We start from the raw sequence: 21,743 nt of genomic DNA on the forward strand, positions 1-21,743 counted from the left end.
AATAGAAATGTACCCACCTTGTTTGAATCAAGTGAAGTGTAGTTGAAGGAAATCTGTTGAAAGCAATACTTCATTTTACCGAATAAGTAATAATTTAGGCAACTTCAAATCGATTAAAAAAAAAACTATTTTAAAGGTTAAGAGTAGACAAAAATTGTCCACTCTTTTTTGCAAACTCAATTTATCAATAAATGAAATGAGGGAATGTAAAATGAAATATTTTGAGGTTGAGTTAGAAAATCCTGATGAATTTTTAAAACTACAAACAGAAGATTTTGTGAAAGCTAATCGCTTGCTACTAAGGAAGATAATCCAGAGCGTTACAGTCTATGAAGAAAACTTCGTCATATCCTTTAAATCTGGCATCGAATTGGAAGTATGAGTCTCATTCCATAACTTTTATATTGAACATATCATCTTGTTGTGTTATACTATAAATTGATATAAACAAAGATGTAGGAGGAACCGAAACTATGACAGCCTCAATGCGTTTAAGATAAGCTGGCAATAAAAAAAGCAGAATCTATACCCGATGATAGGCTTTTTTGTTGTGCTTATTTATACGATATTGAGCATTCATTAGTTACGGTGAGGATATTGGTTATTTAACTATACCTTTATTTAACTATGTCTTTAATATGAATGTTTCCAAATTGTATGTATGCAGACCAAAAGCCACATTGTGGGGTTTGGCCTGCATTTTTTATTGCCTAGAATGCTATTCAAAATAGAAATTCAAGCAAAATAATATGCAGGAGATAATATAAATGGAAAAATACAACAATTGGAAACGAAAATTTTATGCAATATGGGCAGGGCAAGCAGTATCATTAATCACTAGTGCCATCCTGCAAATGGCGATTATTTTTTACCTTACAGAAAAAACAGGATCTGCGATGGTCTTGTCTATGGCTTCATTAGTAGGTTTTTTACCCTATGCGATTTTGGGACCTGCCATTGGTGTGCTAGTGGATCGTCATGATAGGAAGAAGATAATGATTGGTGCCGATTTAATTATCGCAGCAGCTGGTGCAGTGCTTGCTATTGTTGCATTCTGTATGGAGCTACCTGTCTGGATGATTATGATAGTATTGTTTATCCGTAGCATTGGAACAGCTTTTCATACCCCAGCACTCAATGCGGTTACACCACTTTTAGTACCAGAAGAACAGCTAACGAAATGCGCAGGCTATAGTCAGTCTTTGCAGTCTATAAGCTATATTGTTAGTCCGGCAGTTGCAGCACTCTTATACTCCGTTTGGGATTTAAATGCTATTATTGCCATCGACGTATTGGGTGCTGTGATTGCATCTATTACGGTAGCAATTGTACGTATACCTAAGCTGGGTAATCAAGTGCAAAGTTTAGAACCAAATTTCATAAGGGAGATGAAAGAAGGAGTTGTGGTTCTGAGACAAAACAAAGGATTGTTTGCCTTATTACTCTTAGGAACACTATATACTTTTGTTTATATGCCAATCAATGCACTATTTCCTTTAATAAGCATGGAACACTTTAATGGAACGCCTGTGCATATTTCTATTACGGAAATTTCCTTTGCATTTGGGATGCTAGCAGGAGGCTTATTATTAGGAAGATTAGGGGGCTTCGAAAAGCATGTATTACTAATAACAAGTTCATTTTTTATAATGGGGACCAGTTTAGCCGTTTCGGGAATACTTCCTCCAAATGGATTTGTAATATTCGTAGTTTGCTGTGCAATAATGGGGCTTTCGGTGCCATTTTATAGCGGTGTGCAAACAGCTCTTTTTCAGGAGAAAATTAAGCCTGAATATTTAGGACGTGTATTTTCTTTGATCGGAAGTATCATGTCACTTGCTATGCCAATTGGGTTAATTCTTTCTGGATTCTTTGCTGATAAAATCGGTGTAAATCATTGGTTTTTACTATCAGGTATTTTAATTATTGGCATTGCTATAGTTTGCCAAATGATAACTGAGGTTAGAAAATTAGATTTAAAATAAACAATATTGGAGGAATATTTATGTATCTTATTTTCATGTAACTCTTCCTGCTAAAATCGCAGGGTTTTCCCTGCATACAAGCAAATGAAAGCATGCGATTATAGACAGGAGGAAATGTTATGGAATTAATATTAAAAGCAAAAGACATTCGTGTGGAATTCAAAGGACGCGATGTTTTAGATATAAATGAATTAGAAGTATATGATTATGACCGTATTGGTTTAGTAGGAGCAAATGGTGCTGGAAAAAGCACTTTACTCAGGGTACTTTTAGGAGAATTAACTCCCCCAGGATGTAAAATGAATCGTCTGGGTGAACTTGCCTATATTCCCCAGTTGGACGAAGTAACTCTGCAGGAGGAAAAAGATTTTGCACTTGTAGGCAAGCTAGGTGTTGAGCAATTAAATATACAGACTATGAGCGGTGGTGAAGAAACAAGGCTTAAAATAGCACAGGCCTTATCGGCACAGGTTCATGGTATTTTAGCGGATGAACCTACGAGCCATTTAGACCGTGAAGGAATTGATTTTCTAATAGGACAGCTAAAATATTTTACAGGTGCACTGTTAGTTATTAGCCATGACCGCTATTTTCTTGATGAAATAGTAGATAAAATATGGGAACTGAAAGATGGCAAAATCACTGAGTATTGGGGAAACTATTCTGATTATCTTCGTCAGAAAGAGGAAGAACGTAAGAGCCAAGCTGCAGAATACGAACAATTTATTGCGGAACGTGCCCGATTGGAAAGGGCTGCGGAGGAAAAGCGAAAACAGGCTCGTAAAATAGAACAGAAGGCAAAAGGTTCTTCAAAGAAAAAAAGTACTGAAGACGGAGGGCGTTTAGCTCATCAAAAATCAATAGGAAGTAAGGAAAAAAAGATGTATAATGCTGCTAAAACCCTAGAGCACAGGATTGCGGCCTTAGGAAAAGTAGAAGCTCCGGAAGGCATTCGCAGAATTCGTTTCAGGCAAAGTAAAGCATTGGAGCTCCATAATCCATACCCTATAGTCGGTGCAGAAATTAATAAAGTATTTGGGGATAAGGCTCTGTTTGAAAATGCATCTTTTCAAATTCCGTTAGGAGCAAAAGTGGCGTTAACTGGTGGTAATGGAATCGGAAAAACAACTTTAATCCAAATGATCTTAAACCATGAAGAAGGAATTTCTATTTCGCCTAAGGCAAAAATAGGTTACTTTGCACAGAATGGTTACAAGTACAACAGTAATCAGAATGTTATGGAGTTTATGCAGAAGGATTGTGACTACAATATATCAGAAATTCGTTCAGTGCTAGCATCTATGGGGTTCAAACAGAACGATATTGGAAAAAGTTTATCTGTTTTAAGCGGTGGAGAAATTATAAAATTGTTGCTTGCTAAAATGCTCATGGGTAGATATAACATCCTAATAATGGATGAACCCAGTAACTTCCTTGACATACCAAGTTTAGAGGCTTTGGAAATACTAATGAAGGAGTACACCGGAACTATCGTGTTTATCACCCACGATAAACGATTACTCGAAAATGTAGCAGATGTAGTTTATGAAATTAGAGATAAGAAAATAAATCTGAAACATTAAATTTAAGGTAGTCGCTGGTCAGTATAGTCTGTTCTGGTTGGCGACTCCATTGTTAAAGAGTATAAAGACTTTAGATTTTATGAATATTAAAAATAGGAACAGTCAATTGAACTGCTCCTATTTTTCTGCTAAATATATTGTAGTTTTCTTATATGTATAATGATAGATTAGCGGATTCTCATCTACGGTACTTACTTCAAATATGAAGAAGTGATCGCGGTTACCTGCATATTTGTTTTCTAACGCTTTTAGTGCGAGTAGGTTATCTCCATGTATGAGCATGTTTTCTGTATTAGGATCATTTTTGCAGTTTGATTTTTCTTTATCCTCAACTAGAATCCTAGGCTCTATTTTGATTTCTTTATCCTTACCAAGCCACGTAAGTTCCAGTTTTTGATTATTAGCCATTACTTTTCATCCTCCGCTATAAATTCCAAAATATCGTTGGGCGTGCAGTGTAAAGCTGTGCAGATACCTTCCACTTTTTCCAGTGATATATATTGCCCAGTGCGTAGTTTCGTAATAATGTTGGCGGAAATATTGCTCATTCTCATTAAGTCCTGATTGGAAATATCTTCTTCAATCATGCGATGTAATAGTTTTTTATAACTAACAGCCATAATTCCCTCCTTATTTTAATAGTTAAATATTATCACGATTCTGTGAGTATATCAACGATATAAAGAGCTAGCCACTCCGGAATATAGCAGATTAAAAAAGTCTCCTTTGCTATTCATTCAAGGCAAATGCCTAATGAATGCTTAGGAGATTTTTATTGTCAAAAATTTTTTCTAAAACCGTCAGATTACACCCTCTTTCATGGCTACCAAGTAGAAGACCAAAAAAACTTTTTAAGACAGGTTAAAAAGTCGGCTTTTTCTTTTGCCTGTGATGTAGAAGGGATAAGCCTTCTAGAAAAGGAGGATCAAATATGGATCTAGAGAAACTGCCAAAAGCACTAAAGAACAAGAATATCTTTTGTTCATGGAAGTACGAGCAGCAAGAAAACGGTAGGCTCACTAAGCCGCCTTATAACCCCATAACGGGAAAGAAAGCAGCTACAGACAACTTAAGCGATTTCACCTCGCTTGATGATGCCATGAAAGTAAAAGACCAATACGACGGAATTGGTATAAAGCTTGTTGATAACCTCTTAGGCATCGATTTAGACCACTGCATCGATAATGGCATCATTAAAGACTGGGCAAAAGAGATTATTGCCCATTTCAAGCACGCTTATATCGAATACAGCCCAAGTAAGCATGGCTTTCATATCTTGCTTCTGTTTAACGGCGCATACGATAAAAAGTCTTATTACATCAAGCATGGGGATATTGAGGTTTACAGCGCTCTAGCTACGAATCGCTATCTAACAGTTACGGGCGACGTGTATCAGGAAGGCGAGCTTTTAGAAGACGATGAAGCCATCATGTGGCTTTTAGACACGTACATGAAGCGAAACATAAACACTCATGAAAAAGAAAATAACGCGTGTACAAGGTCATATTTAAGCGATACATCTGTTATTGAAAAAGCTGGCAACGCCATAAATGGAGCTAAATTTACAGCACTTTGGCATGGTGACATTTCGGCTTACCCTTCTCATAGCGAAGCAGATGCCGCGCTTGTGTCTATTCTTGCCTTTTACTGTGGCGGTAACAAGGAGCAAATAGACCGACTTTTTCGTAAGTCTGCTTTATTCCGTCCTAAGTGGGATGAACACCGTGGCGCGGATACTTATGGCAACACAACCATTCAGAAAGCTGTTTCTAAATGTCATACCTTCTATGAGCCTTTCCATAATGCAAGTGCTGAGGAAGACTTTGATGATCTCTTATCTAAATTACAGGAACTAAAGCCTGATGAAAATATACGATATCGCAACGGTGATTTAGGTAATGGCAGATTGTTTGCTGATATTTTCCAAAACATTCTGCACTATGTACCGGAGCGCAAAATGTGGTTCATCTTCGATGGTGTACGTTGGACTTGCGATATTGGAACGCTTAAAACGATGGAACTATGCAAGGATTTAGCTCTTTCTCTTATACGTTATGCTGGTGTCATTAAAGACGAGAGAACCCGTTCCATGCTTGTTGAGTATTGGAACAAATGGAGCAGCCGTCGTAACCGTGAGATTTATATCAAGGAAGCTCAAAGCGTTTACCCCATTTCGATGGAAGCGTTCGATAAGAACATTTATCTATTTAACTGCCAAAACGGAACTTTAGACCTTCAGCACGGTGTATTTCGCAAGCACTTAGCAACAGATCTTATTACCAAAGTATCACCTGTGTTTTATGACCCGAAGGCAAGAAGTGAACGTTTTCGCCAGTTTGTCGATGAAATTATGAGCGGAGATTGTGAGAAAGCCTTGTATCTTCAAAAGTCATTAGGCTATGCGTTAAGCGGTGATACACGCTATGAGTGCATGTTCTTTCTTTTTGGAGAAAGCACAAGAAACGGTAAAGGCACACTCATGGAAAGCGTTCTGTCTGTGATGGGCGATTACGGAAAAGCGGTACGCGCGGAAACCATTGCTCTAAAGAAGAACCCTAATAGCTCACAGCCGACCGAGGATGTAGCACGCCTTGCCGGTGTTCGCTTTGCCAATATATCTGAGCCGAGCCGAGGACTATTCCTTAATTCAGCCCAAGTTAAATACATGACGGGAAGTGATACCTTAAACGCTCGATTCCTGCATGAGAACAGTTTTGACTTTAAACCACAGTTCAAACTGTACGTGAACACCAATTATCTGCCCGTCATCAGCGATATGACAGTGTTTAGTAGCGACCGCATGCAGATTATTCCCTTTAACAGGCATTTTGAAGCGTGGGAACAGGATAAAACCTTAAAGGCGGAGTTTTCTAAAAAAGAGGTGCAAAGTGCCATTTTAAACTGGCTTCTTGAAGGCTTTACCCACCTCCGAGATGAAGGCTTTAAGCCGCCTAATAGCGTTCTTGATGCCATTTTTAGTTATGCCCACGACAGTGACAAGATGGCACAGTTTGCTGAAGATGTACTCGTTAAAGACCAGAGCTCTGAGATTCGAACGGCAGTTGTATACGACCACTACAAGAAGTGGTGCATTGATAACGGCTGTTTTTCTGAGAACAGCAGAAACTTCAATCAGGAATTAAGAAAATTTGCCGAGGTTGTAAGAAAGCGTCCCAAGACAGGCGGAGAAAAAACCACGCTTCTTAAAGGCTACAGGCTTAAAAGTGAGTTTAGCGATTTTTTAAGTGGCAACTAGTGGCAGTTAATAACCTATATCCCCATATAACCCTATAAGGCAATAACGAAATTTAACTGCCACATCATGCCACGTTTAAGGAGGTGGTGCCTATGATTGCGTAATTCGTATCGCAAACCTGTGTTGAACATGAAGAAGAAATACTATCATGCACAAATCAAAATACTGAAATGATTTCAGCTTTTTGACAACATTGAAGAAAGAAAACCTGCCTAGGTACTGTGCTGTTAGAAATTTATTCGCATACTACTTTCTGAACCTAACCCCCTAGGGGGGGTCAAATCTCTAAAGAGTACCCCTTCGGGAACGGGCGCAGGGTCTTGCGTGCAAAAACAGCGAATTCAAAAGGGTAAATGGGCAAAATCAAGCAAATTACTGCAGTAATTGCAGAAAACAGTAATGAAAGGAACTAACAATTATGATTAACAGAGATATTGAAAAAGAAATGAAACTAGCAAGTCAGGACTACCACAACACGTTTTGGAACGTACTGCGCGACGCAAATGGTAATGCGAACAATATTGCAGGAAAACTGCGCCACATTCATACAGGTGCCTATGATTTGCCGACTTCTTCTCTAGCAAAACTCGAAGCAAAACTTGCAAACAAAAGTAATCTTAGAAAACTGTGTACAGTGGTAAAAGCACACTCGCAATCAAGCAAATTGTTCATCTATGAAGGTACACCGTTCACTAAATGGATGAAAGATTATGATGCGAATATCATTACGCATATGCCTATTAAAGATGGCTTTAAGCGTATTGATGTAACGGATTATACCCTAGTTAACCTTATTCGTTTGGGTACGGATTTTACAGCTGATCTTGACTTTGATATCGAAGAGTTCATCACAAGCGAACTGACAAAGCAATTTACATTGAGTGAGTCGGAAGCTTTTATAAATGGCGATGGGATAACTAAGCCGACAGGAATTTTATCAGATACATCAGGTGCTGAGGTTGCTGTGCAAGCAAAAGAGATTTCCGCAGATACCATCAAACATTTATTCTTCTCGCTAGATAGTAAGTATCGAGAAAATGCCACGTGGCTTATGAATGATGAAACTGCTCTTTATCTTCAAACCTTAAAGGACACTACCGGAGCATACATCCTACCTGATTTTGATGGCAACTTAATGGGCAGACCTGTGGTCATTGACAATGCCATGCCTTCTTCGCAAAAGGGAGCAAAAGTTATCGCCTTTGGTGATTTTTCCAACTATTGGATTATCGAACGCCATAACCCAACCATCAAGGTTCTAAACGAAATATTTTCTCTTATAGACCAGATAGGTTACCTCTCTTTTGAGTATTTGGATGGGAAACTGGTACATCCTGAAGCAATTAAAGTATTGCAACTTTCTTAAACAAGGAGGTCAAAATGCATGGATGAACAAATTAAGGATACACCGGTAAAAACCGAAGTGTTAAGAATCGGAAATACTGAATTTACGGTTAACTCTCTTGAAAGCAAGAGTGCTCAGAAAGGTGTCAAAGACCTAATCAAACACCTTATTTTAAGCAATTTAAACCATGTAATAGAAGCTAAATAACTTGATAAATTCTGAGTTATACGGGAATATATACTGACCGCTTGAAGGCTGTCGGAAAGGAGGAAAAACAGATGAATAAACTAAATAGACAGCCTTCTTATACTCTAGATAATGTAGGCAAGATAACGGCACTTTACTGCCGTTTATCCAAAGACGATGAATTACAAGGTGACAGCAATTCCATTATCAATCAAAAGAGCATGCTGAAAAAGTATGCCGAGGATAATCATTTCAACAATCTTATGTTCTTTGTAGACGATGGCTACTCGGGTACTAATTTCCAGCGACCTGATTGGCTTAAATTAACTGCTCTCATTGACGAAGGAAAGATTGGAACCATTATCGTCAAGGACATGTCACGCTTGGGTAGAGATTATCTGCAAGTTGGTATGTATACAGAGATGGTATTCCCTAACGCTGATATTCGCTTTATTGCAATAAATAACGGCGTAGATAGCAATAATCAGTCAGACAACGACATGACACCTTTCATCAACATCTTCAATGAGTTTTATGCTAAAGACACAAGCAGAAAAATAAAAGCTGTGTTTAAAGCAAAAGGACAAAGTGGGAAGCCGCTCTGCATCAATCCTCCTTACGGATATCTTAAGGATCCTGAAGATAAAAATCATTGGATTGTAGATGAAGAAGCTGCCAGTGTAGTGCGTGAAATCTTTAGACTCTGCGTTAATGGGTATGGGCCTAGCCAGATTGCCAATGAGCTAATCAAAAGGAATATTCCAACACCTTCTGAGCATTTTTTCTCTCTTGGTATTAAAATTCCTTCCGCGAAATCGGAGATTAAGGGAGTCTGGAATCAAAAAACTATCTCTAATATGCTTGAAAAGCAAGAATATCTTGGGCATACGGTCAATTTCAAAACAAGAAAGAAATCGTACAAGTGCAAGAAAACATTATTGAATCCCAAAGAAGACTGGCTAATTTTCAAAAACACACACGAAGCAATTATTGACCAGGAAACTTTTGATATTGTTCAACGTATAAGAGATGGTAGACGAGTGCGTACCAATCTTGGAGAGATGCCGGTGTTATCGGGAATGCTATTTTGTGCGGATTGTGGTAACAAGCTTTATCAGGTTCGAGGAAAAGGTTGGAGCCATGATAAAGAATACTTTGTCTGTGCTACATATCGTAAGCAAAAAGGCAAATGCTCATCACATCAAATTAGAAATATTCAGATCGAAGCAATACTGCTTCACGAGCTACGAATGATTACTTCATTTGCCAAACAGCACGAAGAAGAGTTCGTGGGACTTGTGATGAAGAAAAGCGAGAAAGAACTAACCCAAAAGTTAAAGTCCTCTAATAGGGAACTCGAGCAAGCAAAAGCAAGAATTAGCAAACTTGACACAATTGTTCAGCATCTCTATGAAGACAACTTAGACGGTAAAATTTCTGATGAACGATTTAAGAGCATGTCTGAGTCCTACGACAAGGAACAAGCTGAACTGAAAAGCAAGATTGAATCCCTTGAAGCCTTTATTTCTAAAGCGCAAGAGGAATGTCTCAACGTGGATTCTTTCTTGAAATTAGTACGACAATACACAGATATACAAGAACTTAATGCAGAGATCATTCGAACCTTTGTAGATAAGATTTATGTTGAAAAATCTGAAAAGGTAGCAGGTACAAGAACCAAGAAACAAACCATATGGATACAGTGGAATTACATAGGTGCAGTTGATATTCCACTCCATAAGTAAAATCGGCGTAGCCGGTAGTAATACCGATTACGCCGATAATTTTTTAGGAATTAAATCCCTAAGTGAATGCCCCTAAGTGGGTGCACCTTTTAACGTTAACATCCTGTGCACTCGACCCTAGAGCTTTGACATCTTTCCCCATACAGCCAAAACACGCTCAAAAACCGCGAGAACCCAGCTTAAAGCCGCTTCGCATTAAACCTTTTAACGATAACGCTCGCAAACCCCTGGTATACAAGGGCAAAAATGCGCCCACCTAATCAGCCTCCTGCATCTTATGGCACGGTCAAGCGCCATGATGGTGGGGAAGCCCCGCCTATTTTTTTGTTTGAGTTTGAACATAAAAATAGCAGATAAAGGGAAGGAAATGAATTTACACCAAAGTTAAGACTTGACCGTCTAAACCTCATTTTCCTCATTATATTGCTGCAAATTACCTTCAAAACCAGTAATCTTTTCATTCTCGATAAGTAACAAAGAATCCGCTACATTGTTGATAAAGGACACATCATGCGTCACGAAAAGCAAGGGTCTGTCGTAGCCTTGAAGCAGCTCTTCTAAGGCTTCTATGGCACGAATATCTAAAAAGTTAGTTGGCTCATCCATCACCAAATAATTAAAGTTACCTGTTAGAAGCATCGCCAATTTCACCTTGGCTTTTTCGCCATCACTAAGCACATTCACCTGCTTGAACACATCATTTGTTTTGAAACCTAGACGAGCCAAGATGATTCTCGTCATTGACTGGTCATAGATTGAATAAGGTAATACGTTGTCCAGAATCGTTTTTGTATAGTCGAGTGTTTCTCCTAGCTGACTATAGTAACCAATTCGTAAATTCGGATGTGTCCACGTTTCACCGTTAAGAATCATGTTGAGCAAAGTGGTTTTCCCTGAACCGTTGTCACCTAATAAGGCAACTTTATTTGTATTGTCTATCGCAAAATTGACATTCTTAAAAATCACCTTGCTATCAAAGCTCTTATTGAGATTTTCTGCCCTGATGAGTACCTTGGAATGAATTTTTTCTCGCTCGTCCATATTGAGCTTGATGGCTGCATTTTGATATGGCTTACTCTTCACCTCTAGTTGATTTACTCTTTCTAAAGTGGCTTTTACCTGTTTGTCGAGCTTCTTCTTATTTTGTTGCCCACCCATTTTATGCAGCCTAGCTTCTGAGTTACCCATCCTTTTGGGTGTGGTTTTTACTTTTGCTGACTGCTGTTTTATTGCATTTGCAACCTGTAAAAGACGCTTCTTTTCTTTTACATAACTCTCATATTCCCTCTCAGCAAACTTATACCTCTTTTCTCTTTCGCATAGGTAAAACGAATAATCACCGCTATAAACCTCAATTTTCCCATTGACCAATTCGAAAATTTTCGTACAGGTTTGATTAATAAAATCTCGATCATGGGAGACAAGCATAAAACCCTTATTGCGAGAATAGAGCCGTTTAGCTAATAGCTTTCTTTGCTTAATGTCTAAATGTGATGTAGGCTCGTCAATAAGCAAAAATGCTTTATTATCAACTAAAAGGTGCTCCAGTTTCAATCTTTGCTGCTCGCCTGGACTACTACAATTCTGCTGAAAACGACGCTGATATATAAAACCGAGTTCATCTTCTAAATTGTTGAGCAAATAACTAATCTCGTCGTTCGTTTGAACTCGCCCTGCGTAGTCAGTATCAAGACTTGAAAGTATGCGTAAAAAGGTGGTTTTGCCTGTGCCGTTGTCACCAATTAAACCAACCTTGTCACAAGCACCAATAGATAGATGATCAATCGCAAATAAAGTTCTTGCACCTACAACTTTTGTTAAATCATCAATACGTATCATAAATCCTCCTTGAAAATACCGAGAGGATTTAACCTCTCTACATTAGTTAGAACAGGATTTATTAATTACCATCTTTTGATACCTCCGAAAATAATTGTCACTATCATACCATGTCCTCATATATAACTTAGTACCTCAAGCAACTTAACTATCGTCTTACTTATTTCACAAAGCTGGGTGCAAAGTGGGTGCACCTTTTAACGTTAACATCCTGTGCACTCAACCCTAGAGCGTAGACATGCTCTCTCAAACAACCAAGCTGTGCTCAAAAACCGCGAGAAACCAGCCTAAAGTAGTCACATACTAAACCTTTTAACGATAGACCCTGCAAACCCCTGCTACATAAGGGCAAAAATGCACCCGGCTATTAAGCCCTTGACATCAATACGACACTCTCGTCGGTATTTTCCTTAACCCGGAAGTCTTCCGCCTCGACGACTTTCTGGGTTGGCTTACCTTTTTCATCTTCAAGATGCGTTAACTCGAAAGTTCGCTGTCCTCCGTATAACAGCGGAATTTTGAAGTGGATTTTCTTGACGATGTCCTCGCCGTTCTTCCAATCGGCGTTTTCGTAAATTTCTATGTGGTCGATAAACGTGGCGTAGAAGCGCTTTTCGGCGTCGTTCTGGATGCCTTTCAGTGCCTGCCCAAAATAAGCCAATACTCCAAGACATCATCTACCGATACCTGCCCCAACTGAACACTTCTGAGCTTAGACATCGTCTCCTTGATGGACTGTTCCAGCTTAGGTTCAAAGAACTTACTTCTTGCCCGTCTGTTCCTGCCTGAGTCTCTCGCGAGCACGCATTATCTTCTGATAATCGGAATTCGTAAATCCGTCAGCGCGGACAGAGTTTGGGTCATCTGGGTTCCACATCTTCGTCAGTTCGATTGTCGCACCAGTCTTGTTAAAAAACCCTGCGCCAGCTTCCGTGTAGTATACGTTCAGCCCCGTCCCCGTTGTGCCTAGCGTCTTGGTGGAATTGCTGTTCGGCCACGGGTCGCTCTTTGCAACCGAAACGGTCGCCCCTCCGCCGTAGTCGTTGGCAGGCTGGTGGTTAAATATCCACGTATGGTCGTCCTCCTGCCTCACGCTCCACTCGCTGGACTTCCAGCTGGATGGTACGTCAACATAGAAGTAGTCCGTCATGAACGAGTACCCACTGTTGCTCGCTTTGGTCTCAGCAGCTTTTTGTTCTTCAGCGGCTTTCTCCTCGGCTGCCTTCTTCTCTTCCTCCACCTTCTTGGCCGCTACGGCATCATTCCTGCGCTTCTGTGCCTTTTCCTTCAAATCGTCAAGCTTGGATGCATCGATTCCGCTGTCCTTCGCTGCGTTATAAGCAGCTTCAATTTGCTCGTCTGTCACCTCTTCCGCAGGGATTGGCTCGATGGTGATTTCCTTCTCAACGTCGGTCTTGCCGTCCTTGGCTATACTTACCTTTGTAACCGCGTCCTTGGTGTCGTAAATGGTGCCGTCCTCTGCGATGGGCGATGCCTCAATCGCAAGGCTGTAGTCGCCCGGCTTGAGCGCTATGTTGGAAGAACTTGAACCTATGTAGAACACGCTGTCCACACCATTGTCCTTGGAATCTTTTCCAGTAGCGTGGACAGAGATTTTTGTGCCCCTATCTGTGTCAAGCCCCTTGGCATTTACGACTAGCGGAACGCCATAGGCCTTCGCCGCTTGCGCGTTGAAGTACAGATATGCACCTCCGTAGCCGACTGCTATTGCTGCTGTGACGCCAATCACTATTGCCACTATGACGCCAATCACCGCCCATAGTTTCGTTCGCTTCTTTTTACCTGATTCATCAGTCATTTCTTTTCCTCCATTTCCTTTCTCATGCTGTGTTCTGTCATTTATGGAATCAACTTGAAGTGCTTAAAAGCCTTGATGATTACATCGTGCTTTTCCTTCGGGCATTGAGGTCGATTTTTAGCAGCCATGCCTTCCTTTTCGTAAGAAAACTGCTTCTCAAGCCCTAATTCGTCTTTCACGGTCGCGATGTTCAGCGTCGATACCTTCAGCCCGTACTTGTCAAGCACATACGCCTGAATCTGCTTGTACGTCGCCTTCGGCGGCAGCTTGTCTCGCTTCAGTTCCTTCACGTCAATATCAACGTTCACGTACCCTGCGACATTTTTTCGGGTTAGTAAACATACCGTCTCGACGTGGATTGAGAGAACTCCAAGTATAGCTACACTTTTTTGAGTGCACACTATGGATAGTGGGTGCACTTTTTAACGATAGGAAAAGGCTATCGTTAAAAGGTTTAAGATTGGCAATTTACCAGCTTTTTGGCTGTATCAATAACCTTGTCTTTATACTTCACAACGTCTGCAATAGTTAACTTTTCAATGGCTCGAATGTAGCGTTCCATATAGTCAAAATCAGGTTCACCATCAGGAGTTACTGGAAGCGTAAATGTATCTTTTTGAATTTTCCTATTAGATATTGAATCCCCCCAATAATATTTAGACTTCAACGATTTTTGCAAAGAATCAATCATATACATATAAACATATTTTGAAAATATTTTTAAATACTTAGGATATAAAACGAGATTATGGCTATCATTTGAAACAAAATCTTGATCCTGATAGCTAAATGTCAGCGTTTTTCCGCCAATAAAGATACAGTGCCCTTTATCAAGTTGTTCTTCACTGCATGCAATATATGACATAACAGAATTATTTCTATCACTTGCAGTAATATATGGTGTATTACCACTATTAAGTATCAAATCATTTTTCATAAAACATTTCGTGTTTTTTACTTCAAAAATGTCAACTACTTTAAATTTCTTAAACCTTAGTGTCCCATTTTCGCAATCAGTTTCCAAAGAGCCGTTTTCGTTAGATGCGGATTTTCTAGAGAGAGAGAGTATTTTCTTATCTTCATCTGTCAGCTCATAGTCATCAAGGTTAGTTACCTTTAGATAAGCATCCAGCTCCTTGATGCGATCTTCCTCCAGCTCCTTGATGCGATCTTCCATATACTGCCAGTCAATGTCATCTACAGTATATTCGTGGTTAAGGTCGGAGTGTTCGATGACGGGAAGCTCAACAACTGTTTCGCTTATTTTTTCTTTGAAATGTCTAACGAGATAACTCTGATAATATTCACTATGTTTATTTAAGATGGCTATAAAATACATAGCGAGATTTTCATTAAATCCCCTAAACTTTGGAATAAGAGTTTTTGTGAATTGACCTGCGTAAAAATCATGTTGCATATAATGAAATTGCATACTAATCATTCCAACCGCAAGAGAATTTCCAGGTATAAGATGAGCATCATCAAAATATTTTACATACCCATATATCCCATTATTATTTTCCGTTCTTGTAAAATAAGGATATTTTTCCCTTTCACTAAATATAAAATTTTCCTTATCTAACTGAGGGTTATTTATAATGTCAAACAAATCACCAATTCTAAACTCCTTATTCATCCCACTGCACCTCGCCTTTCAAGATTGCACTCACTTTCCACGCCAAATAATCGGCTACCGTTTTCTTAAAGTCTTCTTCCGTAGGCGTAGTATCAATCTTTTTATGCTGGTTGTATGTCCAATCATCACCGTTAATAGTAATAGTGTCTTTTATCACCAACCCATTTACCTCGGTGTAGTAATCAGTTTTTGGCTTTTTACCAAGGCAAATTGCTACAATTTCGTCGTACCTCTCTAGAGCATGGTCAACGTTTCGCAAATTCACTTTTTGTGTTGACTTTTTACGATTTTGCCTTGCATAACCATCATTACTAAAATCAATAAACGTCACCATATCATCCACTTCATGCGCGCGATTTACCTTAAACAAATAGATAGCTGTTTGTACAGAAGACTTACCATTAAATAAATCAGCTGGCATATGGATACTTGCAAGCAACGTATTTTCCTTTAATATATGTTGTGCATACGCTTCACCTTGACCACTACCCGCATTTTCCTGAATTAAAACAGCACCATAACCTGTTTCCATTTTCGATAATGCTTCGTCTACAAAGTTAAGCCCTTTACCCGGTGCAGAATAAGGCGGATTCAGCAAGAATACGTTAGCTGGAAAATTATGCGACTTCATGAAATCAGGAGCTTCCTTATGTGAGTCACCACAAATAATTTGCGACGAACCATCCCCCATAAGAATCATATTCAAAACCGCTAAAATATAAATATTACCAAGAATCTCAATACCCAAAAGTTGATTTTGCTTAATGTTTTTAATTTTGTTATCTAAAACTGTATTATCTTTGATAGTGCTCTTTGCATCATCAATCATTAGCTCCATAGCAGATACAAGAAATCCAGAAGAGCCCATGCAGGTATCCCACACAAAAGAGTCTTTGTTAGTTCTTGCAATTCGTGCCATTAAGTTTGTTACAAAGCGCGGCGTTAAAACGACATCGTTCTTTTTATCATTATCAATCAAAACCCAATCATTAAGGCTGTTTAAGATTTTACCCGTAAAGTCTAAATGAATGTTACTTTCAAGTAATGGTAATATCTCCTCTTTTACCTGCTTATAAACCGCTTTAATTACGCTTTCACCATTCACTGGCTTCCAAAGATCACGCTTTTCAAACACAGGCTTTAAGTAATTATTAACCATCTCAATCTTGTCGCTTGGACATTTCTTCTTTTGCAGGAATGAATTGGTACGATTAAGGATTTTCTTTCCGTCATTATCAATCTCATCATCATTACTATAAAAGTCAGTTACTTCAAGTGGTTTTACGCCTTCTGTGGTAAGACCTGCCATAATCAAGCCACAGAAGAAATAGAGTTTATCATTTGTAGAAAGCAAATTTTTAATAGCAGAATCATCATAAATTCTTTGATGAATGCTTTTAATACTTTGCTCCAGCAACTCCTCTTTATCACGCTTAAGACTTTCAAGTTCTTTATCAGTAAGCAAAAGCCTATCTATCATGTTATAAAGAGAATCTATATTTTCACTTTTCATTTGTGAAAAATCAAAATCAGGAATTTCTTTAGGAACTTTTCCGTTCTTTTTAGAAATATAATAAGCTTTAAGCTCTGGGTTTGATACCCACCCATCCTTTAGTTCCCATCCGTTAATACCAATAACGATGACTTCACTATAAGTACCTTCATCAAGAATAGCCAGTCCATAATGTAAAGCTCCATTTACGGCATATTGCTGTACAACACTATGAGGATTTTTCCCTTTACTTATAAGCTCAATATCGCCATCTTTGGAAAGCTTTTCAAGCTTGTTTTTAGTTCCTTTGGCTTCAATCATCACAGGAATATCGCGGCGAGTACTATTTTGTAATAAGAGCTGAATATCAGGATAATTATTCCCGGATCCACCGGATTTACTGTCTGCCTCTTTTAATGCTTTGGTAATAGAAGAGTTTATTTCTTCGGTCTTACCATAATGTCTGATATTCAATTCATCAAGCTGTGCTTTGTAAAATTCCTCAACTTTTTCTTCCGCACTTGCCATCTTTACCTCCTTATATCCATCCTGTACATTCAATACGTACCGAAACTACACCTTAGACATTAGGCAAACACTCTCCACATGGTGAGTGTTGGGATATATATCGAACGCACGCAAAGACTGAACGCTGTAGCCAAGCTCCTTAAACGTGCCAACATCGCGAGCAAGACTGGTCGGATCGCAAGCAACATACACAACGCTTCTTGCTCCAGACTTCGCAATCTGCTTACAAACTTGAGCTTTAGCACCAGCGCGCGGAGGATCTAACACAACAACATCTGGATGCGCAAATCGGCGCACAATCTTAGATGACTTACTCGCCTTAAACACCTGCGATTCAAGAGTTTGCGCAACATCCCCTTCAAGCGCTTCAACAACATCCCTGCTAAGACCAGCGCGTCCAATATTTCGCCTTGCGTTCTTTACAGCAATCGGCGCACCCTCAATGCTAAGCACGCGAGCTGGCTCTGCAGAACCAACGGAACCTGCATCACCAGCAGAATCTCCGCCAACATTAGCCAAAGTCGCAAGAGGAATCGTAAACAAACCCGAACCAGAATACAAATCCCACAAAACAGTATTCTTAGTGCGCCCACCAAGTGCAGAACGAACTAATCCCAAAACGTAGTTCACCAAATGCTCTGGAGCTGCGCGATGAATCTGCCAAAAACCGCGCCCATCAACATCGTAATCAAAAGTACGCGCACGAGATAAATCTTCATTAACAGCAACTCGCACGCGCTCGCGCAACAATGCCGATCCTGCAACCAACTCATCATTTACTATAAGCGCATAATTTTCGCCAATCGCACTAAGAAGCGCAGCCTTATCGCCAGAAACACCAAAATCCAAACCATCAACCCTAGGCTCTGGAACAGCAAGACGAATTTGCGCATTTGGCGAAAAAGAACGATTCCACAAGTCCAAAGAATCCGCAACAGCTAAAACTGCGCGCGACGCAAGCGGCATAGTATCAATCGCAATGCGATCATGCGACTCGCGCTTACGCATAGACAATCGCCCTTCATCATCCGCAACCAACTCCATGCGCGTACGCCAATTAAACCCGTTAAGCTCCTCGTCCCCTGGCATGCGCTCAACACTAACATCGCTTTCCGCAACATCCATATGCGCTAAACGCTGGAATTGATTGGCAATTACGGAAGCCTTCCAACGAATCTGACCAGGCAAAGAAACGTGAATTAAATCCGCGCCGCCAACTCCGCCGCCCTGAGCCAAAGGACCAGCGAGCTTCCATTGCGGCTCCACACGATCCGCACTAGGCTCCAAAACTTCTACAACTTCGCCAGTAAAAAAGTGCGCTTTTGCACGCATCGGCTCATCCATGCGCACAACAACCAGCTCACCAGGCAACGCAAATCGCACGAATACAACGCGTCCGTCAAGATGACCTACGCATCTTCCTTGATCCGCATATCGCTCGATTCGCATCGTCACTTGCATAAACTACCCCCTAGTTTTGCGTTTTGTTAAGCTGATTTTCTAATGCCAATTTTAAAGTTGCTTTTAATTAAGCTGATTTTTCTTCGCTAGAATTTACTTCGCTCTGCTTTTCTCCGTTCTGCTTCTCTTCGTGATTTTTATGATGAAGCCGCATAAACGGCGTTGCAATAATCAAGTAAGAAACCCAAATCGCGAGCGCCCAGAACGGCAATCCCATAAGCAATCGAACAGTGCCAAGCCACACAACGTGATTTGTCAAATATAATGGCACTTGCAAAACGAGTCGCAGCGCAAAAACGCCAATCCATAATCCAGTAACATACATGTACGCGCGCTTAAGTGGCTTATAATCAAGCCATTCGTGCAGCCACGCGCCAAAATTTTCCGTAGGCATTTTGCGAATTGACTCAATCACAAGCCCTAAAGCAGGCACGCGCACAATCAGCGAAATAGCAAGAAGCGCACCATAAACAGCGTTCGTAATAAAACCCATCATGTAGTAGTCGCGTGCTTGATGACTCGTCCACACCCAAATAAGGCAAATTGCAATGGAAACAAGTCCACTAATTGCTCCCATAAGCGATTGCCTCTGAATAAGACGAACCACAACTTGCAAAACAGCAATCACAGCTGCCACAATAACCGTTGTTTGTACGTTACGCGTTACAACAAAGCAAATAACAAACAGCAAGCCTGGAAGCATGGATTCAATTACGCCTCGAATGCCACCCAATGAATCAATTACAGAAAATGTAGACCCTTCTGCTCCGATTGAAGCCAATGTCGCTAATCCTGAGCGTTTTTTAGTCTGCACAAAATTGTTGGTTTGCGCATAATCGTCGAGTTTTACTTCATTTGAAAACTCTTGCGAAGAAAACTCTTCTTCGACCTTCTGTAAAGATTCCTGTGAATCCATTCAATTAACTTTCTACTACTTGCATTATCTAATTTCAGCAAACATTGGACCGCGTGTAAGCGTAGTTTTTACTTCTACTTGTTGGTCGTAACCTAATGGTTTATCGTCTTTTTTTAGTGCATTATTAGCATCTTCATCAGACGTATTATTTTCCCCATCTTTACCGCTATTTTCTGCATTTAAAGCAGCTTCTTTTTCTTCTCTAGTTATTGGATCATGCATAGGAATAAAATCGCGAGGCGCAAGCGGCTCTTCACCACGATTTACAACAATCCCCTTAAACCATTCGTCTAATTGTTTTGTTTCGTTATTATTATCTGCAAGCTCTGTTGCTGCAGGTCCAGAGAATACTCCGCGAAGCATCCACCTAGGACCATCAACGCCAACAATACGCGTTGTAATGGTTTTTTCTCCAACTTTTACAGGCAACAGTAGCTCAGTACCGAATTCGCCTTGTACTGTACACGCTTGACTATTACCATCAAGCAAATCTTTGCATACTTCTAGCCAAATACCAGATGTTTTAGGCGCAGCAAAAGCTTCAACTTCTACGCTTGAAGAACCATAAGTTACTGTCATACCAAGAACTTGCGATGTTTCATGCTGCTTTTTTACTCGCAACTCAATGCCTTGAAAATATGGAATATAGATTGAACCAAAATCTAGATAATCGCTAAAATCAGGAGCATCTTCATCATTGAAATCCCATGGACCAGTTTTTACCTCTACGATTTTGTCTTCAACTTTTGAAGATTTTTCTTCTTCATGTCGGCCAAATAACCAACCCATTATTCCTCATTTCTTAAAACAACAAATCTACAAAAATATATTTATTACTTATTATTGTAAATTGCCTAACTTCACCAGAATAGCACAAGCAAAGCACTGAAAAATTTGCGTATATAGTACATTCATATACACGTGCGATTATTTAGTTATTTCACATTATGCAAATTAATACTTACGCATCACACGTCATACTTTATACTTAACGGCGCGTGATCAGACCATCGCGCATCATAACTTTCAGCACGATCGATCACAAATCCGCGAGCGCTTTCCGCAATTTCAGGAGTTGCGAACTGGTAGTCTAATCTCCAGCCAACGTTATTGTCGAAAGCTTTACCGCGCTGACTCCACCAAGTGTATGGTCCTTGAATATCTCCTGCAAGCATGCGCATAACGTCCACAAATTCATATTCGTTAATCCAGCGATCAATATAAGCGCGTTCCTCTGGCAAGAATCCTGCACTTTTTTCATTAGCCTTAGCGTTTTTAATATCAAGTGAAGTATGCGCAATATTAAAGTCACCGCACAAAATCGCTTGATTTCCACCATTTGCCGCAATATTTCGAAGCTCCCCCAAACGTATAAGCATTGTGTCTAAAAAGCGGAATTTTTGTTGCATTTTTTGCGGATCGTCCACATTTCCAGCATGAACATACACAGAAGCAATAGTAATTTCATACCCTTCAGGGGTACGCACGTCAGTTTCAACCCATCGCCCAGAATCAACGTCTTCACTTAAACCTGGCAAACCGTAGCGTTTTTCAACTACAGGAAGAGACGTAACTAGAGCTACTCCAGCTCGACCTTTTACACGGCAAACTTCATTCGTATAAGTAAAATTATCGTTTTTTATAGAATTTACGATATTTTCAGACGTACGATATCCCATTTCAATTTTTGTCATAATTGGGTCGATTGCATCCTGCGGAGCGCGCACTTCCTGCATACACCACACGTCTGGAGTATGCGCGTCAGACCAGTTAAGCATACCTTTGCGCTCAGCTGCACGAATACCGTTTAAATTCGAAGTCGTAATTGTAATCATGTAATCAACTCTAATATGTACACAACACAAACAGCTCCACCACTAAGCAACAGACATAAATCACGCAACCAACACAGATTACAAGTTATGGATTACTCAACCAATAAACACGGAATT

General features: G+C 39.9%; 19 protein-coding genes. 7 read left to right on the plus strand and 12 right to left on the minus strand.

The window, feature by feature from the left end; genetic code table 11:
- The first annotated feature begins 211 nt into the window (after nt 1–211).
- The 3 genes from HXT32_RS04475 to msr(D) all read left to right on the plus strand — a co-directional run bounded on the left by HXT32_RS04475 (nt 212) and on the right by msr(D) (nt 3,568).
- Nucleotides 212–382 (plus strand): hypothetical protein, encoded by a 171-nt coding sequence (locus HXT32_RS04475; RefSeq protein WP_000873143.1) that lies wholly within the window; start codon nt 212–214, stop codon nt 380–382.
- Nucleotides 383–767: 385 nt separating this feature from the next.
- Entirely contained in the window at nt 768–1,985 is a 1,218-nt protein-coding gene (mef(A), locus tag HXT32_RS04480) for a macrolide efflux MFS transporter Mef(A) (protein ID WP_000417519.1), read from the plus strand.
- A gap of 119 nt (nt 1,986–2,104) precedes the next feature.
- Nucleotides 2,105–3,568, plus strand: a complete 1,464-nt coding sequence (gene msr(D) / locus HXT32_RS04485) for an ABC-F type ribosomal protection protein Msr(D) (RefSeq protein ID WP_000420313.1) — start codon at nt 2,105–2,107, stop codon at nt 3,566–3,568.
- 117 nt (nt 3,569–3,685) lie between these two features.
- Here msr(D) and HXT32_RS04490 read toward each other — a convergent pair whose 3' ends face one another.
- A complete protein-coding gene (locus tag HXT32_RS04490) occupies nt 3,686–3,976 on the minus strand; it encodes a DUF5960 family protein (protein WP_004121959.1) in 291 nt (96 codons plus the stop codon).
- Entirely contained in the window at nt 3,976–4,188 is a 213-nt protein-coding gene (locus tag HXT32_RS04495; protein ID WP_004121956.1) for a helix-turn-helix domain-containing protein, read from the minus strand. The genes HXT32_RS04490 and HXT32_RS04495 overlap by 1 nt, the downstream gene beginning before the upstream one ends.
- 311 nt (nt 4,189–4,499) lie before the next feature.
- Here HXT32_RS04495 and HXT32_RS04500 point away from each other — a divergent pair, with 311 nt between their 5' ends.
- The 4 genes from HXT32_RS04500 to HXT32_RS04515 all read left to right on the plus strand — a co-directional run bounded on the left by HXT32_RS04500 (nt 4,500) and on the right by HXT32_RS04515 (nt 10,100).
- The gene (locus tag HXT32_RS04500) at nt 4,500–6,824 is read left to right on the plus strand and encodes a phage/plasmid primase, P4 family (RefSeq protein WP_004121944.1); all 2,325 of its coding nucleotides are present in this window, start codon (nt 4,500–4,502) and stop codon (nt 6,822–6,824) included.
- 418 nt (nt 6,825–7,242) lie between these two features.
- Nucleotides 7,243–8,190, plus strand: a complete 948-nt coding sequence (locus HXT32_RS04505; RefSeq protein WP_004121942.1) for a phage major capsid protein — start codon at nt 7,243–7,245, stop codon at nt 8,188–8,190.
- An 18-nt stretch (nt 8,191–8,208) separates the two neighbouring features.
- On the plus strand, nt 8,209–8,376 hold the full coding sequence (locus tag HXT32_RS04510) for a hypothetical protein (protein ID WP_004121940.1): 168 nt from the start codon (nt 8,209–8,211) through the stop codon (nt 8,374–8,376).
- 71 nt (nt 8,377–8,447) lie between these two features.
- Nucleotides 8,448–10,100 carry a recombinase family protein gene (locus tag HXT32_RS04515; RefSeq protein WP_050567752.1) on the plus strand — a complete coding sequence of 551 codons (1,653 nt, stop codon included), beginning with the start codon at nt 8,448–8,450 and terminating at the stop codon, nt 10,098–10,100.
- Between the two features lie 399 nt (nt 10,101–10,499).
- On the opposite strand, the gene abc-f is transcribed toward HXT32_RS04515, so the two are convergent.
- The 10 genes from abc-f to HXT32_RS04565 form a co-directional block, all read right to left on the minus strand.
- Nucleotides 10,500–11,939 carry a ribosomal protection-like ABC-F family protein gene (abc-f, locus tag HXT32_RS04520; RefSeq protein ID WP_064622080.1) on the minus strand — a complete coding sequence of 480 codons (1,440 nt, stop codon included), beginning with the start codon at nt 11,937–11,939 and terminating at the stop codon, nt 10,500–10,502.
- 367 nt (nt 11,940–12,306) lie between these two features.
- Nucleotides 12,307–12,600 (minus strand): hypothetical protein, encoded by a 294-nt coding sequence (locus HXT32_RS04525; protein WP_197479840.1) that lies wholly within the window; start codon nt 12,598–12,600, stop codon nt 12,307–12,309.
- A 99-nt stretch (nt 12,601–12,699) separates the two neighbouring features.
- Entirely contained in the window at nt 12,700–13,758 is a 1,059-nt protein-coding gene (locus HXT32_RS04530; RefSeq protein ID WP_064622082.1) for a hypothetical protein, read from the minus strand.
- A gap of 41 nt (nt 13,759–13,799) precedes the next feature.
- Nucleotides 13,800–14,066: a hypothetical protein gene (locus HXT32_RS04535; protein ID WP_064622084.1), complete on the minus strand. Its 267-nt coding sequence runs from the start codon at nt 14,064–14,066 to the stop codon at nt 13,800–13,802.
- A 146-nt stretch (nt 14,067–14,212) separates the two neighbouring features.
- Nucleotides 14,213–15,394, minus strand: coding sequence for a restriction endonuclease subunit S (locus tag HXT32_RS04540; protein ID WP_422118919.1), 1,182 nt, complete (start codon nt 15,392–15,394; stop codon nt 14,213–14,215).
- Nucleotides 15,387–17,414, minus strand: a complete 2,028-nt coding sequence (locus HXT32_RS04545; protein WP_116994855.1) for an HsdM family class I SAM-dependent methyltransferase — start codon at nt 17,412–17,414, stop codon at nt 15,387–15,389. The genes HXT32_RS04540 and HXT32_RS04545 overlap by 8 nt, the downstream gene beginning before the upstream one ends.
- Nucleotides 17,415–17,459: 45 nt before the next feature.
- The gene (locus tag HXT32_RS04550; RefSeq protein WP_064622105.1) at nt 17,460–18,875 is read right to left on the minus strand and encodes a class I SAM-dependent RNA methyltransferase; all 1,416 of its coding nucleotides are present in this window, start codon (nt 18,873–18,875) and stop codon (nt 17,460–17,462) included.
- Between the two features lie 67 nt (nt 18,876–18,942).
- Nucleotides 18,943–19,791, minus strand: coding sequence for a DUF3159 domain-containing protein (locus HXT32_RS04555; protein WP_231875306.1), 849 nt, complete (start codon nt 19,789–19,791; stop codon nt 18,943–18,945).
- A 24-nt stretch (nt 19,792–19,815) separates the two neighbouring features.
- Nucleotides 19,816–20,580 carry a DUF3710 domain-containing protein gene (locus tag HXT32_RS04560; protein ID WP_004105066.1) on the minus strand — a complete coding sequence of 255 codons (765 nt, stop codon included), beginning with the start codon at nt 20,578–20,580 and terminating at the stop codon, nt 19,816–19,818.
- Nucleotides 20,581–20,759: 179 nt separating this feature from the next.
- Nucleotides 20,760–21,626 carry an exodeoxyribonuclease III gene (locus tag HXT32_RS04565; RefSeq protein ID WP_064621767.1) on the minus strand — a complete coding sequence of 289 codons (867 nt, stop codon included), beginning with the start codon at nt 21,624–21,626 and terminating at the stop codon, nt 20,760–20,762.
- Nucleotides 21,627–21,743: the final 117 nt, after the last annotated feature.

This window comes from Gardnerella sp. DNF00747 (assembly GCF_049262675.1).
Taxonomy (GTDB): Bacteria; Actinomycetota; Actinomycetes; order Actinomycetales; family Bifidobacteriaceae; genus Bifidobacterium; species Bifidobacterium swidsinskii.

What these genes read in the sequence shown, in the direction of transcription:
- HXT32_RS04475 (WP_000873143.1), top strand. Translation starts at nt 212, where the DNA reads ATGAAATATTTTGAGGTTGAGTTAGAAAATCCTGATGAATTTTTAAAA.
- HXT32_RS04490 (WP_004121959.1), bottom strand. Translation starts at nt 3,976, where the DNA reads ATGGCTAATAATCAAAAACTGGAACTTACGTGGCTTGGTAAGGATAAA.
- HXT32_RS04495 (WP_004121956.1), bottom strand. Translation starts at nt 4,188, where the DNA reads ATGGCTGTTAGTTATAAAAAACTATTACATCGCATGATTGAAGAAGAT.
- HXT32_RS04500 (WP_004121944.1), top strand. Translation starts at nt 4,500, where the DNA reads ATGGATCTAGAGAAACTGCCAAAAGCACTAAAGAACAAGAATATCTTT.
- HXT32_RS04505 (WP_004121942.1), top strand. Translation starts at nt 7,243, where the DNA reads ATGATTAACAGAGATATTGAAAAAGAAATGAAACTAGCAAGTCAGGAC.
- HXT32_RS04510 (WP_004121940.1), top strand. Translation starts at nt 8,209, where the DNA reads ATGGATGAACAAATTAAGGATACACCGGTAAAAACCGAAGTGTTAAGA.
- HXT32_RS04515 (WP_050567752.1), top strand. Translation starts at nt 8,448, where the DNA reads ATGAATAAACTAAATAGACAGCCTTCTTATACTCTAGATAATGTAGGC.
- abc-f (WP_064622080.1), bottom strand. Translation starts at nt 11,939, where the DNA reads ATGATACGTATTGATGATTTAACAAAAGTTGTAGGTGCAAGAACTTTA.
- HXT32_RS04530 (WP_064622082.1), bottom strand. Translation starts at nt 13,758, where the DNA reads ATGACTGATGAATCAGGTAAAAAGAAGCGAACGAAACTATGGGCGGTG.
- HXT32_RS04540 (WP_422118919.1), bottom strand. Translation starts at nt 15,394, where the DNA reads ATGAATAAGGAGTTTAGAATTGGTGATTTGTTTGACATTATAAATAAC.
- HXT32_RS04545 (WP_116994855.1), bottom strand. Translation starts at nt 17,414, where the DNA reads ATGGCAAGTGCGGAAGAAAAAGTTGAGGAATTTTACAAAGCACAGCTT.
- HXT32_RS04550 (WP_064622105.1), bottom strand. Translation starts at nt 18,875, where the DNA reads ATGCAAGTGACGATGCGAATCGAGCGATATGCGGATCAAGGAAGATGC.
- HXT32_RS04555 (WP_231875306.1), bottom strand. Translation starts at nt 19,791, where the DNA reads ATGGATTCACAGGAATCTTTACAGAAGGTCGAAGAAGAGTTTTCTTCG.
- HXT32_RS04560 (WP_004105066.1), bottom strand. Translation starts at nt 20,580, where the DNA reads ATGGGTTGGTTATTTGGCCGACATGAAGAAGAAAAATCTTCAAAAGTT.
- HXT32_RS04565 (WP_064621767.1), bottom strand. Translation starts at nt 21,626, where the DNA reads ATGATTACAATTACGACTTCGAATTTAAACGGTATTCGTGCAGCTGAG.